Origin of the sequence: Bradyrhizobium sp. 138 (genome assembly GCF_023074075.1) — a bacterium.
Classification (GTDB): Bacteria; Pseudomonadota; Alphaproteobacteria; order Rhizobiales; family Xanthobacteraceae; genus Bradyrhizobium.
In genome coordinates, this window is the sequence record NZ_JADPKT010000094.1 from 167,484 (window position 1) to 181,967 (window position 14,484).

Annotated in this window: 12 protein-coding genes; 6 read left to right on the forward strand and 6 right to left on the reverse strand. The window is 64.6% G+C overall.

Annotated elements, in window-relative coordinates; translation table 11 throughout:
• Nucleotide 1: 1 nt before the first annotated feature.
• The 3 genes from IVA79_RS33045 to IVA79_RS33055 are packed head-to-tail and all read right to left on the reverse strand — an operon-like array spanning nucleotide 2 to nucleotide 4,812.
• Nucleotides 2-1,747 (reverse strand): DUF3369 domain-containing protein, encoded by a 1,746-nt coding sequence (locus tag IVA79_RS33045; protein ID WP_247561166.1) that lies wholly within the window; start codon nucleotides 1,745-1,747, stop codon nucleotides 2-4.
• Nucleotides 1,717-3,795, reverse strand: coding sequence for an ATP-binding protein (locus tag IVA79_RS33050; protein ID WP_247561169.1), 2,079 nt, complete (start codon nucleotides 3,793-3,795; stop codon nucleotides 1,717-1,719). The genes IVA79_RS33045 and IVA79_RS33050 overlap by 31 nt, the downstream gene beginning before the upstream one ends.
• A gap of 6 nt (nucleotides 3,796-3,801) precedes the next feature.
• Complete coding sequence (locus tag IVA79_RS33055) at nucleotides 3,802-4,812, reverse strand: TRAP transporter substrate-binding protein (RefSeq protein ID WP_346658223.1); 1,011 nt, start codon at nucleotides 4,810-4,812, stop codon at nucleotides 3,802-3,804.
• 220 nt (nucleotides 4,813-5,032) lie between these two features.
• Between IVA79_RS33055 and ugpB the strand changes: the two genes are divergently transcribed.
• Together ugpB and IVA79_RS33065 are read left to right on the forward strand one after the other, a co-directional pair.
• Nucleotides 5,033-6,337: a sn-glycerol-3-phosphate ABC transporter substrate-binding protein UgpB gene (ugpB, locus tag IVA79_RS33060; RefSeq protein WP_247561532.1), complete on the forward strand. Its 1,305-nt coding sequence runs from the start codon at nucleotides 5,033-5,035 to the stop codon at nucleotides 6,335-6,337.
• 180 nt (nucleotides 6,338-6,517) lie between these two features.
• Nucleotides 6,518-7,465, forward strand: coding sequence for an aminoglycoside 3'-phosphotransferase/choline kinase family protein (locus IVA79_RS33065; protein ID WP_247561174.1), 948 nt, complete (start codon nucleotides 6,518-6,520; stop codon nucleotides 7,463-7,465).
• A 34-nt stretch (nucleotides 7,466-7,499) separates the two neighbouring features.
• Here the strand turns inward: IVA79_RS33065 and IVA79_RS33070 are convergent, their stop codons facing one another.
• From IVA79_RS33070 to IVA79_RS33080, 3 genes are read right to left on the reverse strand one after another with little or no spacing between them, the layout of a single operon-like run.
• A complete protein-coding gene (locus IVA79_RS33070) occupies nucleotides 7,500-7,949 on the reverse strand; it encodes a hypothetical protein (RefSeq protein ID WP_247561176.1) in 450 nt (149 codons plus the stop codon).
• A 36-nt stretch (nucleotides 7,950-7,985) separates the two neighbouring features.
• Nucleotides 7,986-8,432 (reverse strand): hypothetical protein, encoded by a 447-nt coding sequence (locus IVA79_RS33075; protein WP_247561178.1) that lies wholly within the window; start codon nucleotides 8,430-8,432, stop codon nucleotides 7,986-7,988.
• A gap of 11 nt (nucleotides 8,433-8,443) precedes the next feature.
• Nucleotides 8,444-9,013 (reverse strand): hypothetical protein, encoded by a 570-nt coding sequence (locus IVA79_RS33080; RefSeq protein ID WP_247561179.1) that lies wholly within the window; start codon nucleotides 9,011-9,013, stop codon nucleotides 8,444-8,446.
• A gap of 182 nt (nucleotides 9,014-9,195) precedes the next feature.
• On the opposite strand from IVA79_RS33080, the gene IVA79_RS33085 reads away from it, so the two are divergent.
• The 4 genes from IVA79_RS33085 (at nucleotide 9,196) to IVA79_RS33100 (ending at nucleotide 14,480) form a co-directional block, all read left to right on the forward strand.
• On the forward strand, nucleotides 9,196-10,599 hold the full coding sequence (locus IVA79_RS33085; RefSeq protein WP_247561181.1) for a caspase family protein: 1,404 nt from the start codon (nucleotides 9,196-9,198) through the stop codon (nucleotides 10,597-10,599).
• Between the two features lie 224 nt (nucleotides 10,600-10,823).
• The gene (locus IVA79_RS33090) at nucleotides 10,824-12,446 is read left to right on the forward strand and encodes an ABC transporter substrate-binding protein (protein WP_247561183.1); all 1,623 of its coding nucleotides are present in this window, start codon (nucleotides 10,824-10,826) and stop codon (nucleotides 12,444-12,446) included.
• Between the two features lie 111 nt (nucleotides 12,447-12,557).
• Nucleotides 12,558-13,571, forward strand: a complete 1,014-nt coding sequence (locus IVA79_RS33095) for an ABC transporter permease (RefSeq protein WP_247561185.1) — start codon at nucleotides 12,558-12,560, stop codon at nucleotides 13,569-13,571.
• A gap of 9 nt (nucleotides 13,572-13,580) precedes the next feature.
• Nucleotides 13,581-14,480 carry an ABC transporter permease gene (locus IVA79_RS33100; protein ID WP_247561187.1) on the forward strand — a complete coding sequence of 300 codons (900 nt, stop codon included), beginning with the start codon at nucleotides 13,581-13,583 and terminating at the stop codon, nucleotides 14,478-14,480.
• The last annotated feature ends 4 nt before the right edge of the window (nucleotides 14,481-14,484 follow it).

Consider the following 14,484-nt stretch of genomic DNA (forward strand, 5'->3'; position numbering starts at 1 on the left):
ATCACGGCATTTCGGTCGCGGGGAGGGTGATGGTGAAGGTCGAGCCCTTGCCGGGCCCGTCGCTGTCGGCGGTCACCTCGCCGCCATGCATGTCGACGATACGCTTGACGATGGACAAGCCAAGTCCCGTCGAGCTTTCGCCGGCGGTCGGTTTTGCCGACAGCCGCTGGAACCGGCCGAACAGGCGGCCGAGATCCTCCGGGGACAGGCCGGCGCCCTCGTCGCTGACGCGGACGAAGGTGTCGCCGCCCTCATGGGTCACGGCGACGGCGATCTTGCCGCCGATCGGTGAGTACTTGATGGCGTTGCTGATGAGATTGTCGATCGCCTCGCGGATGCGGTCGGTGTCGCACATGGTGACGATGTTGGCCGGCGCGGCGACGCTGATCGCCTGCTGCTTGTTGACGGCGAGCGGCTGGTTGGCCTCGGCGACCTCCTTGACCAGGGCTGCGACGTCGACCGGCTCGCGGCGGATGGTGATGTCGAAGGCATCGGCCATCGCGTCCGAGATCAGATGGTCGACCATCGTGGTCAGCCGCTTGGTGGCGTCGCGGATGTGATCGACCTGGGCGACCACGCCGCTTTCCGAGGCGCCGGTCGAGATCAGCTCCTTCAGCATCTCGGTACGGCCGAGGATGACGCCGAGCGGATTCTTCAGATCGTGCGCCACTGTGCCCAAAATCTCGTTCTTGAAGCCGTTGGCGCGCTGTAGCCGCAGCCATTGCGCCGACAGGCGGCGGTTGGCCTGCATCAATGCGCGGGTGCGCTGGGCGACGCGGTCCTCCAGCTGCGTGTTGGCGTCCTGGAGCTGCTGGTAGAGGATGACGTTGTCGAACGCGATCGAGAGCCTGGAGGAGAAGATCTCGACCAGCGAGCGGTCGGTCTCGGACAGCTCGCGCTCGGCCTGCAGCAGCACCACCACCTCGCGGCCGCTGCCGGTGCGCAAATAGATCACGCTGCGATGGTCGGCGAATTCGTTCTTGCGGCGCTGGAACGCGGCCTCGACCATCTGGCGCAGTTCGGGGTCGAGCGCCTTCGACGTGGTGGTGCCGATGAAGCGGCTGTAGCAGCCGCTGCCGGCGAGCACGGAGAGCTCGGGGTCGATGCCGCCATTGTCGCGCAAGACCAGTATGCCGGCGCAATCGACGTTGAGCAGCGAGGCAAGCTGGGTCAGCACGCCCTCGGCGAGCCGCTGCATCGACTTGAAGTCGTACAGCGTCGAGGCGGCGTCGATGATGATCTCGAGCCCGCGCCGCGTCTGCACCATGCGCTCGAGCTGCTGATAGGAGCGCAGCGCCGCGGTCAGCGAGGTGAACAGCTTGTCCGCGGTGAGCTCGGTCTTGGCCTTGTAGTCGTTGATGTCGTACTGCACGATCACGCGCCGCTCGGGCGCCTGGCCGGGCTGTCCGGTGCGCAGGATGATGCGCACGGTCTCGTTCCGGATCTCGTTGCGGATGAACTCGACCAGCTCGAGGCCGGCGACGTCGGTCTCCATGATGACGTCGAGCAGCACGGCGGCGATGTCGCCGTGCTCGGCCATCAGCTTGCGGCCTTCCGCCGCGGAATAGGCCGACAGGATTTCCAGACCCTGGCCGTTCAGGCTGTAGTCGGACAGCGCGAAACGGGTGCCGTCATGCACGGCCGGATCGTCGTCGATGACGGCGATCTTCCATTTCCGGGCGTTGCTATCCTCCGACGCGGTACCGGTATCGTCGATCAGGTGGAGGACATCGTCCTGTTCGGCCATTGAGAAGTCCCGTCACTTTCTGTGCTTTGCGCGCCGCCCTTGGCGACCCGGGGCATGATAATGCGAAAAGTAGTGCCTTGTCCCAGCTTGGATTCCAGCATCATGCGCCCGCCGAGCTGCTGGGTGACGAGGTTATAGACGATATGCAGGCCAAGTCCCGTGCCGCCTTCATTGCGCCGGGTGGTAAAGAAAGGGTCAAAGGCCTGGCGCTGCACGTCCGGGGTCATGCCGGCCCCGTCGTCGGTGAAGATGAGCTCGACGTCGTCGGCCCCGCGCGGCCGCGCCGAGATCGTGATCGTGCCGGCGCGCCCGTCGGCGAAGGCGTGGTTGGCGGCGTTGAGGAACAGATTGGTCAGGATCTGGCCATAGGAGCCCGGATAGCCGTCGAGCAGCAGCCCCTCGGGCACGTCGACCTGGAGCGTGGTCGGCGAGCGCTTCAGCACCGGCCTGAGGCTTGCAATGATCTGGTCGGTGGCTTCGCTGAGCGAGAATTGCCGCCGCTCGGCATGGGAGCGGTCAACCGCGACCTGCTTGAACGACTGGATCAGCTCGCCGGCGCGCTGGAGATTGGCGACGAGCTGCTGCGAGGCATCGCGCGAGGACTGCACGAACTCCTCCAGCTGCGAGCGGCGCAGGCCGCCCTCGCCCTTGAGCTGGGCTTCGAAGATCTCGGTGCGCCGGGCGAAGCTGGAGGCTACGGTCAGGCTGATGCCGATCGGGTTATTGACCTCGTGCGCGACGCCGGCAACGAGACCGCCGAGCGCGGCCAGCCGCTCGGCGTCGATCAGATTCTGCTGCGCGGTGTTGAGCTCGAGCAGCGCGCTCTCGGCCTTCTCCTTGGATGCGCGCAATTCGTCCTCGGTCTCACGCTTCGCGATCGCGTTCTCGCGGAACACCTCGACCGCGCGCGCCATCGCGCCGACCTCGTCACGGGCCTTGGTGCCCTGCACCTCGCGGTCGAGGTCGCCGAGCGTGATCGCGCGCATCGCGGCCATGATCTGCTGCAGCGGCAGGCGGATCGACAGCGCGATCATCACACCGGCGGTGAGGATGATGCCGAGGAAGATCACCGCGATCGACAGCACCCGCCGCGAGATATCGGCCAGCGTGCGGTCAAAGGTTTCCTGCGCCTTCTGCTCGCGCCGGCGCATCTTGGTGGAGAGATCGTCGATGGCGCCGATTGCCTCGGCCTGGCTGGCGTCGATGCTGTTGCGCAAGAGCTCGGTGCGGCTTGCAAGCTGTTCGGAGAGCTTTGCAAAGCCCTCGCGGAGCGCGGCGGTGCGAGCTCCGAGCCGCCGCAAGGCCATCTTCTGCAGGTCGTTGTCGGCGAGATCGATCATCACCGGGATGGTTTTCTCGATCGTCTCGGTGTTGCGGCGCGCGTCGTCGGCCGCGCCCGACGAGAGTGACAGATAATAGGAATTGGCCGCCACCAGCATCGCGGTGAAGGCCTCGCGGGATTTCCCGAGCGAAGGCCAGATCAGCGCGTCGCGATGGCCGGTGGCGCCTTCGATGATGGAATAGAGGCCCGCCATGTCCCTGGCCGGGCCCTGCACCTGCTCCTCATAGGTCCTGGCGATGGTGGCCTGGACGCTGCGCAGCTCGCCGAAGCCGTTGAGGAAGCGGTCGGTGGTGCGCTCCAGCTCCTCGACCGAGCCCGACAGCATCGGGTCCTTGGCGGCGCGGTTGGACAGCGTGCCCAGCACCGCCTCGCGCAGCAAGAGGATCTCGGCGAACAGGTCCGGGCTCGGCTGGTTGATGTAGCGGTGGATCAGATTGTGCAGGCGTCCGGTCTCGCTTTCGAGCAGCGCCAGGATCCGGTCGGACTCGCGCACCTGGCGCACGTCGTCCCAGGCCGAGCCCAGCACCTGCGCGCCGTTCCAGATCATCGCCACCAGCACCACCACCACGGCGGAGTTCAGCGCCGCGATCGACAGGATGCGCCAGCGGATCGGCACCGCCCGCAGCACGCCGACGATGCGCGCGCGCGCCCTCCCGATCGGGCCGGGCGGCCTTTCCGCGGTCTCGCTATGTCCGAGCCCAGCCAAGAAGCTCTACTCCACCTTGCGAATGCGTTCGATCAGCGCGGCCGCCGCCGGATCGCGCCCGGCCTTCTCGTAGATTGCGGCCATCGCCTGCTCGAACGGCTTGCGGTCGATATCCCTGACGATGGTGACGCCCGCTTCCTGCGCCTTGCGCTGCGACTGCTCCTCCAGGTCGCGCCATTTCTCGCGCATGAACCGGCTGGAGCGCTGCGCGGCCTCCCGGAAGATGATCTGGTCGTCCGGCGACAGGCTCTGCCAGGCCTTCAGCGAGATCACCAGCACTTCGGGGCTCATCGTGTGCTCGGTGAGGGTGTAGTGGCCGGCATGTTTGTAATGGTCCGTCGTCACGAAGGATGGCCAGTTGTTCTCGGCGCCGTCGATCAAATGGTTGGTGAGCCCGGCGAGCACCTGCCCGTAGGGAAGCTCGACCGGCTCGGCACCGAGCGAACGGATCATCTGGCTCATCAACTCCGACTGCTGCACGCGGATCCGCAATCCCCTGAGGTCCGCGATATTCCTCACCGGGCGGACGCCGTTGTAGATCGACCGCGCGCCGGAATCGTAAAAAGCGAGCCCGACGAAGCCGTAGGGCTCGAAGCTGCCGAGGATCTCGCTGCCAACAGGCCCGTCCAGCACCTTCTGCATGTGCTCGATGGACCGGAACAGGAACGGCATGGCAAGCACGTTCATCGCCGGCACGAAATTGCCGATCAGCGCCACGTTGGTCCGGTTGAGGTCAATCGCACCGGCCCGGGTCTGCTCGATGGTCTCCTTTTCCTCGCCGAGCTGACGGGAGTGGAACACCTTGATCTCGTGGCGGCCGCCGCTGCGCTCGGCAATCAGGGCGCCCATGTAGCGCAGCGCCTGGACGGTCGGGTAATCCTCGGTCTGGGTGTCGGCGGCGCGAAATTCGCGCGCAAATGCGTCCGTCGCGCGCAAGCCCATCGAGACTGCGGCAAGCAGAAGCGCGACGAAGATCACCCCGGTCCGCGAGAGTTCGGCACGGCTCAGCACTGGCACACTCAACCCCTCAGTGGTGCAGTCTATGGCGGGAGGAAAAGGTTCAATGCAATCTAGCAAATGGTTAAGGGAAGGCCATCCCGCCCGGTTCCGCGGACCGATTGTGCGGCGCGGTTGGCGCTCATTCCCGGTTGAAACCGCAATTGCCGCGCCTTAAGCAGGGCGGCCGCCTTTGTCGTGCGGCTCGGGAAGAGCCATCTTGACTTCAACATTGCGCTTTTTGCAGGTCGTCGCCGCCGCCGCGGCCTTCACCTTTATCGCGCCGGCAAACGCCGCAACCGACATCGCGCTGTGGCACGCCATGTCCGGCGAGCTCGGCCGGCAACTGGACAAGCTCGCCGCCGACTTCAACGCCTCGCAGTCCGGCTACCGCATCGTGCCTGCATACAAGGGCAACTACACCGAGACGGTGACCGCCGCGATCTTCGCCTTCCGCTCGCGCAGCCAGCCAGCGATCGTCCAGGTCAATGAGGTCGCCACCGCCACCATGACCGCGGCCAAGGGCGCGATCTATCCGGTGTTCAGCCTGATGCGCGACCAGGGCGAGCCGTTCTCGCTAAGCGATTACCTGCCCGCGGTCTCCGGCTACTACACCGATGCGGCCGGCAATCTGTTGTCGTTCCCGTTCAATTCCTCGACGCCGATCCTGTACTACAACAAGACCATGTTCCGCGACGCCGGCCTCGATCCGGAGACGCCGCCGAAGACCTGGCCGGAACTGGGTGCGGCTGCAAAGCGCCTGCGCGATCGCGGCGCGCCTTGCGGCTTCACCACGTCCTGGCCGTCCTGGATCCATGTCGAGAATTTCTCCGCCTTCCATAATCTGCCGGTGGCGAGCCGCGCCAACGGCTTTGCCGGGCTGGATGCGGAATTGACCATCAACAATCCCTCGCTGGTGCATCACATCGCAGCGCTCAGCGAGTGGCAGAAGAGCAAGCTGTTCGACTATAGCGGCCGCGGCCAATCGGCTGAGCCACGCTTCCAGAAGGGCGAATGCGGCATCTTCATCGGCTCCTCGGCCACGCGCGCCGACATCAGGGCGAATTCGAAATTCGAGATCGGCTACGGCATGATGCCGTACTGGCCGGACATGAAGGGCGCGCCGCAGAATTCGATCATCGGCGGCGCCACGTTGTGGGTGCTGCGCGACCGTCCCCGCGAGGAATACAAGGGCGTGGCCCGGTTCTTCTCTTATTTGTCGCAGCCCGGCGTGCAGGCCGCCTGGCATCAGAACACCGGGTACTTGCCGATCACCCGTGCCGCTTTCGAGCTGACGCGGTCGCAAGGTTTTTACGAGCGCAATCCGGGCTCGGCGATCTCGTTCGAGGAGATCACGCTCAATCCGCCGACCGAGAATTCGAAGGGCATCCGGCTCGGCTCCTTCGTCCTGATCCGCGGCGCGATCGAGGACGAGCTGGAGCAGGCCTTCGCCGGCCACAAGAGCGCGCAAGCCGCGCTGGACTCCGCCGTCGAACGCGGCAACAAGCTGCTCCGCCAGTTCGAGCGCGCAAGTCCGGAGCGGTAGGGTAGTGCGCGCGCCTCGTCCTTCGAGACGCCCGCCTTCGGCGCGCTCCTCAGGATGAGGCTAAGCAGCATCGGTGCCTGTCGATAATGCTGCCGCGCACTCAGCTCCTCATCCTGGGGAGCCCGCACAGCGGGCGTCTCGAAGGATGGCCGCAGGGAATTTGATCTGATTGAATTTGCAATGTCGATGACACTCCCTCACTTCACCCACGCCGAAAGCTTCCGCGCCTTCCGCTCCGATGCGCCGCGTTGGTTTCCAATCGCGCTCGACATCGCACGCGGCCACGGTCTCGATACCAGCGCGCCGCACGTGTTTGCGACCGGCACCAATCTGGTGGTCGGGCTCGGCGACAAGCTGATCCTGAAAATCTTCCCGCCGCTCTTGCATGCGCAGTTCGTCTCAGAGCGCGGCTCGCTCGCGCAGCTCGCTGGCCATCTCGATCTGCCGATCCCCGAGATCGTCGCCGAAGGGACGCGCGACGGATGGCCATACCTGATTATCACGCGCCTTGCCGGCACGCTCGGCTCGGAGGTGTGGCCGCAACTGCCGGAAGACCAGAAGGAGCGCCTGCTGCGCCAGATCGGCGAGACCATCGCCGCCGTGCAGCGTGCCCCGCTCGGGCCGCTTGCACTGATCGAGCCGCGCTGGGACGATTTCATGCGCCAGCAGATGCAGGGTTGCCGTGCCAGGCACGAGCGTCTTGGCCTTGCGCCGAAATTCCTCAAAGGGCTCGACGATCTCCTGCGCGACGCGGCCAAGCTCATTCCGATGGATGCGCCGCCGGTGATCCTGATCGGCGAGTACATTCCGGAGAACTTTCTGCTCGCCTGCGACGACGGGCAATGGTCGCTCGCTGGTCTGTTCGACTTCGGCGACGTGCTGGCGGGATGGCGAGATTACGATCTGCTCGGCCCCGGCGCGTTCATGGCGGCCGGGCGGCCGGGGAGGGTGCGGAGCCTGCTCGAAGGCTTTGGCTATGCGAAGCTCGACTATGCGCTCAAGCGCCGGCTGACGGCCCTAATGCTGCTGCACCGCGCCAGCGACCTCAACAGCCACATCTGCATCGAGGGCTGGCAGGAGAAGGCGGCGGATCTCATCGAGCTGCAGGAGCTGATTTGGGCGGAGTGAGCACTCGCGGAGCCGCGAGGCTCCGGCGTGCCCGCTAGCCCTTGGACTGGATCAGCTGGGCCGCCTTGGTCAACACCCCGACAATGGCGCTGAGTCCGGAGCCGTGACCAGCGGTGGCCTGCTTGATCAGACCCGCAAAGACGGAGCGGCACTGGGAAATTGCCGAGAGTGCCTGAGCCTTGTTGCTCGCAGCCCGCAACTGCGAAGCTGCGGCCTGCAACGCACTACGTGCCTCGGGAGGATCCCATTTGTTGAGCGTCCCGCTCATGCGATCCAGCACGCCTGCCACGCAGTCGTAGAGCACCTTGCCGGCGGTGGCGCTGCACGATTGCAGGCCGGCACTGCCGACTGCGGCGGCCGCGGATGCTCCACCTCCGGCGTACGCAGGGCCTGCCGCCGGCAGAGCGGCTCCGACCAGGAGCAATACCAAGATGGTGCGAAGGCGTGCCTTCGTCGAGCTGACTACGTCATTTCTGGTCGCCATGATGCGGTCCTCCTCTGTGCTCCTGTCCCGTCGGCCCTATCCCTTGGCCTGGATCATTTGCGCCGCTCGTGCCAGCACGCCGGCGATGGCGCTGAAGCCGGTCGTCGTTTTCCCTTCTGCCTTCCACCGCTGGATGATGCCAGAGAACACCGAACGGCATTGTGCGATGGCGGAGAGAGCCTGGGCCTTGTTGGTAGCGGCCCGTAGCTGGGATGCCGCGCTCTGCAGCGCGCTTCGCGCTTCCGCTGGGGCTCGTTGGTCGAGGCTGCTGCTCATCCTGTCGAGCACGTTCGCGACGCAATCGTAAAGCGGCTTGCCTGCGTTGGCCCTGCAGGAATTGAGGCCCGCCTGGCCAACCTCAGCGGCTGAACCCGCGTGAGCCATGCTGCCCAGCGGAGCCGCCGCAATCAGCAAGGCTAGTGCCAGCATCCGCAGATCCGAGCGCTGGCGGCCCCTGCGGGCTCCAGGAGTCAGCGTCGTCATGAAAGTCCCCCTTATCGCGGTGCCGTTGGAGTCACCGCATTGCCAACCGTGAACTCGCACGGCACCGTCGTCAGTCTAGGTTCACCTTTAAGCGCGAACAGCCGCTCCCACTGTGATCTGCGGCACACGACGCCGCCCGGCGCGTCCTCGACGATCACGACGGCGTAGAGTCGGTCGCGCTTCTGGAAGGCCTTGATGGTGGTGTCCTCGGGAAAGGTCTGGAGCAGGGTCAGCACGCCATGGCCGCTGTCGGCATCGGCGGCGATGCCGGCGATTCCCGAGATGGTGCGCCATTTACCGCTCTCGATCGTCGCACCGATGAAGGTGCCCTCAGTGACCGTGTTCTGAAGGATCTTCTGCTTCAGGAATTCCGTGCCGAGTTCGCCGCTCTGGCGCAGCCGGTTCTTCAGGCTAGGCGAGTAGAAGATCTTGTCCGTGCCGCCCTGAAATACGATGGTCGTCCCCTCTGGCCCGCCGGCAATCAGGTTCTGGAATTCGCGTCCGCTGAGCACGCCGGCCGAGGCCGGCATCGCTTGCAGGATTGTCAGCGCACCAGCCATCACCAGCCGGCACAGGATCAATCGGGATATCGAGCAGGGATTTTGGCGCCGCATGGAGGGTAAAAATATGATTGCTGAAAATTCAATCCTAGATATTGCGCCGGTCACTCGTCAATCTGATGAATCTCTTCGTCGTCGCCCGGCATGACAGATCAGCAGCATTTGCGTAACGTCGGTCACGTAATGATGGTGTGATGGTACGGATGCGAAGAAGTCGTCTTGCGGTGTTGTTTGCCGCCGCACTCATGTGGCTGGCGGCCGGCTGCGCGTGCGCCGCAACGGAGGCGCGGAAGCCGGTCGCGGATTCGGCACCGCGCCTTGCACTGGTGATCGGCAATGCTCGTTACGCAAAGCTTGGCACGCTCGCCAATCCCGGGCGCGATGCGCATTTGATGGCGGACAGGCTGCGGCAGACCGGCTTCGAGGTCACGTCGGTCGCCGACCGCGACTTGAAAAGCCTGTCGCAGGATGTCGAGGAGTTTGCGCTGAAGGTCAAGGCGCGCGGCCCGGCGGCTGTCGCCGTGCTCTATTATGCCGGTCATGGCGTCGAGAGTGACGGCGTCAATTACATCGTGCCTGTGAACGCCGATATCAAGCGGCGCGCCGACATCGGACCGCAATCGCTCAGCGTCAAGCGTGTCGCCGATCGCCTGTCCGGCGCCGGCAATGCGCTCAACATCCTCATCGTCGATGCCTGCCGTGATAATCCGTTTCCATCAGGCGTGGCCGGAAGCGAGACGCTCGGGGGGCTGGTGCCGATGGGCGCCGTCTATGGCGTGTTCATCGCCTCGGCGACCGGCTCGGGCAAGGTCGCCCTCGACGGCGAGGACGGCCATAGCCCGTATACCAAAGCGCTGGCGGATGCGATGACGGTGCCCGGCGAACGGCTGGAGGACGTCTTCAAGAGCGTGCGCCGCCAGGTGCGGCTTTCAACCGGCGAGCAGCAGATCCCCTGGGAATCCACCTCGCTTGAGCTCGACTTCTTCTTCGTGCCGCCGCCGCCTCCACCAAGCCAGGCCGCGCAATTGCTCGCGGCGGCGAAGGAGACCGGCAATGTCGCGCTATATGATCTCCTGATCGACCGCTTCCCGGAAAGCCCGGAAGCGGTCGAGGCGCGCGCCGCCGCCGGGGAGCTGAAAAAAAGGGCGGGCGCCACCGGGGCTCCAGCCTCCTCCGCCGCGTCGCTGGTGCTCGACCGCGCGCGACAGACCCGTGCGCCGGAAGCCTACGACCTCGTTGCCTCGCTATTTCCGGATACGCCCGAGGCCGACGAGGCGCGCGGCGCGGCCTCGCGCCTGCGCGAGATCACCGTGCTCGACAGCGCCGGGCCGACCTATGAGGGCCGCGAGCTGGTGCAGCTCATCCAGGCCCAATTGGCGCGGCTCGATTGCTTTGCCGGCGAGCAAGTCGGGATGTTCGATGCCGCCACCATCCAGGGCCTGCGCCGCGCTTCGCTGCTCTCCGACGAGCGCTTCCTCTGGTATCGCCCGACCATGGCCGCGTTGCGAGCGCTGAAGAAGGTCGATAGCCATGATGGCTGCGCTAGGCAAAGGACAGTTGCGGCGCCCCGCTGCCTGCGCGTCAACAATGAGGACTTTTGCCAGTAGGAGGCTGCCTTTCAAGCGGGCCGCGAACTCATTCTGTCTATTTTTTGAGCAATTCATCATGTTTGTATGCAATGTAAGATTTCGACACTCTCCATTCGGCCGATGGGAAGTATGAATCGAGTTTTGACTTCAAAAGGTTAGGCCTAGCTTAAACTCCCGTTAAGCCTTGGCACGAACCTTGCGAATCCGCTTCCAACCAAAAACGTTTGTGTTGGAGCCATTTCATGAAGCGCCGCGATTTTCTCAAGTCCGTTTCCGGATTGGCCGCTGGAGCTGCGCTTCCGGCCATGCCGCAGGTCATCTCCACCGCCTATGCCGACGCCCGTTCGGAAACGCTGCTGATCGTCTCGGAGGGCGGCCCGAACAATCTCGACATCCACGGCATCGGCACCAACGTGCCCGGCTATGAGGTGTCCTGGAATTGTCACGACCGTCTGATCAGCCACGAGATGAAGAGCGGCCCGGGCGGCGTGCCCTATTACGACCGCGACAAGTTCAAGGGCGAGCTCGCCGAAGACTTTAGGATCGACGACATGTCGGTCACCTTCAAGCTGCGCAAGAACGCCAAATTCCACGACGGCACGCCCGTCACCGCCAAGGACGTGAAGTGGTCGCTCGACCGCGCCGTCAGCGTCGGCGGCTTTCCAACCTTCCAGATGAGCGCGGGCTCGCTCACCAAGCCGGAGCAGTTCGTCGTGATCGACGACTATACCGTGCGCGTCGACTTCCTGAAGAAGGACAGGCTGACCATCCCCGATCTCGCCGTGATCGTGCCCTGCATCGTCAACTCCGAGCTGGTCAAGAAGAACGCCAGCGAGAAGGACCCCTGGGGTCTCGAGTTCACGAAACAGCAGACCGCGGGCTCCGGCGCCTACAAGGTGACGAAATGGACCGCCGGCACCGAGGTCATCATGGAGCGCAACGACGATTGGGTTTGCGGTCCGCTGCCGAAGATCAAGCGCGTGATCTGGCGCATGGTGCCGCAGGCCGGCAACCGCCGCGCGCTCTTGGAGCGCGGCGATGCCGACATCTCCTACGAGCTGCCGAACAAGGACTTTCAGGAGATAAAGGCGAACGGCAAGCTCAACGTGGTGTCGCTGCCGTTCTCCAACGGCATCCAGTATATCGGCATGAACGTCACCAAGCCGCCGTTCGACAATCCCAAGGTGCGTCAGGCGGTGGCCTACGCGCTGCCCTATCAGAAGATCATCGACGCGGTGATGTTTGGCCTGGCCAACCCCATGTTCGGCGCAGCGAAGGACAAGCCGACCGAAATCGCCTGGCCGCAGCCGCACAAATATAACACCGACATGGACAAGGCGAAGGCGCTGCTCGCCGAAGCCGGCTACGCCAATGGTTTCGAGACCACGATCTCGTTCGACCTCAACTTCGCCGGCGTCAACGAGCCGCTCTGCGTGCTGGTGCAGGAGAGCCTGGCTCAGATCGGCATCAAGACCACCATCAACAAGGTGCCGGGCGCCAACTGGCGCACTGAATTGAACAAGAAGGAGATGCCGCTCTTCACCAACGTATTCTCGGGCTGGCTCGATTACCCCGAGTACTTCTTCTACTGGTGCTATCACGGCAACAATTCCGTCTTCAACACCATGAGCTACAAGTCGGCCGAGATGGACAAGCTGATCGACGGCGCGCGCACCGCCGCCGCGAGCGGCGACAAGGCGGTCTACGATGCCGACGTGAAAGGCTTCGTCGATCTCGCCTTCACCGACATCCCACGCATCCCGCTGTACCAGCCCTTCGTCAACGTCGCGATGCAGAAGAACATCAGCGGCTATCAGTACTGGTTCCACCGCAGGCTGGACTATCGCGCGCTGGCGAAGGGGTGAGAGAGGCGAATAGTGAGTGGCGAATAGCGAATAGGGGGAAGTGATGGCCGATAGCCGCGAGTATCCATTCGCCACTCGCTATTCGCCATTCGCGCGAGCGGAGCGAGTATCATGCTGACCATGATCGGCAAGCGCCTGATGTTCGCGATTCCCTCGCTGATCGGCGTGGTCATCGTCACCTTCCTGCTGACGCGCGCGTTGCCGGGTGATCCCGCCGCCTACTTCGCCGGTCCCGCAGCGACGAAAGAAGCCGTCGAGCAGATCCGCAAAAAGCTCGGCCTCGACAAGCCGCTGATCGAGCAGTTCTTCCGCTACACCAATGACCTCGCCCATGGCGATTTCGGCAATTCGCTCACCACGGGGCAACCGGTGGCGGCCGAGATCCGCAACCGCCTGCCGGCTTCGGCCGAGCTGACGCTGCTCGGCCTCATCGTCTCTGTCGTCATCGCGATCCCGCTCGGTGTGCTGGCGGCAACGCGGCCGGGATCATGGATCGATCATCTCTGCCGGGTCACCACGACATCAGGCGTATCGCTGCCGGTGTTCTTCACCGGCCTCGTGCTGGTCTATGTCTTCTACTTCAGGCTCGGCTGGTCGCCGGCGCCGCTCGGCCGTCTCGACGTGTTCTACAGCGCGCCGCCGACGGTCACCGGCTTCTATCTGATCGACACGCTGATCGCGCGCGATTTCGAGGCGTTCCGCTCCGCGCTAAGCCAGCTCATCCTGCCAGCAACGACGCTCGCGATCTTTTCGCTCGCGCCGATCGCGCGCATGACGCGGGCCTCGATGCTGGCGGTGCTGGCGTCCGAATTCGTCCGCACCGCGCGCGCCAGCGGCCTGTCGCCGGCAACCGTGATCGTCACCTACGCCTTCCGCAACGCCATGCTGCCCGTCATCACCACGCTCAGCATGGTGTTCTCGTTCCTCCTGGGCGCCAACGTGCTGGTCGAAAAAGTGTTCGCCTGGCCCGGCATCGGCTCCTACGCGGTGGAAGCGCTGATCTCGTCGGACTTCGCGCCGGTGCAGGGTTTCGTGCTGACCATGGCGGTGATGTACGTGCTGCTCAATCTCGTGATCGACATTCTCTACGGAGTGATCGATCCGCGCGTGCGGCTGGAAGGGTAGGGGTGAAAGATGAGCTCCGTTGCACCTGCTGTTGAACCTGCCGGTCCGGCGCGGACCTCGGGATTGGTCGCCGTCCTCGAACAGACCCGCTACGTGCTCGGCGAGAACAAGGTCACGGGCTTCGCCTTCGCCCTGCTGATCCTGATCCTCATTGCCGCGATCTTCGGCCCCTATGTGGTGCCCTATGATCCGCTGGCGTCCGACACCGCCGCGGCGCTAAAACCGCCGTCGGCGGCGCACTGGTTCGGCACCGACCAGCTCGGGCGCGATATTTTCAGCCGCGTCATCGTCGCGACCCGGCTCGATACTTTCATCGCGATCGCCTCCGTCGCGCTGGTGTTCCTGATGGGCGGCCTCGCTGGCATTGCCGCGGGCTATTTCGGCGGCTGGACCGACCGCATCGTCGGCCGCATTGCCGATACCATCATGGCCTTTCCGCTGTTCGTGCTGGCGATGGGCATCGTCGCCGCGCTCGGCAACACCGTGCAGAACATCATCCTCGCGACCGCCATCGTGAACTTCCCGCTCTATGCCCGCGTCGCGCGCGCCGAAGCGAACGTTCGCCGCAATGCCGGCTTCGTGCAGGCCGCGCGTCTGTCCGGCAACGGCGAGTTCCGCATCCTGCTGGTGCATATCCTGCCCAACATCATGCCGATCATGATCGTGCAGATGTCGCTGACCATGGGCTACGCCATCCTCAATGCCGCCGGCCTGTCCTTCATCGGCCTCGGCGTCCGTCCGCCGACCGCCGAATGGGGCATCATGGTCGCTGAAGGCGCCGGCTTCATGGTCTCAGGCGAATGGTGGATCGCGCTCTTCCCCGGCCTTGCACTGATGATCGCGGTGTTCTGCTTCAACCTCCTCGGCGACGGCCTGCGCGACATCGTCGACCCCCAGCGGAGGACGTGATGGC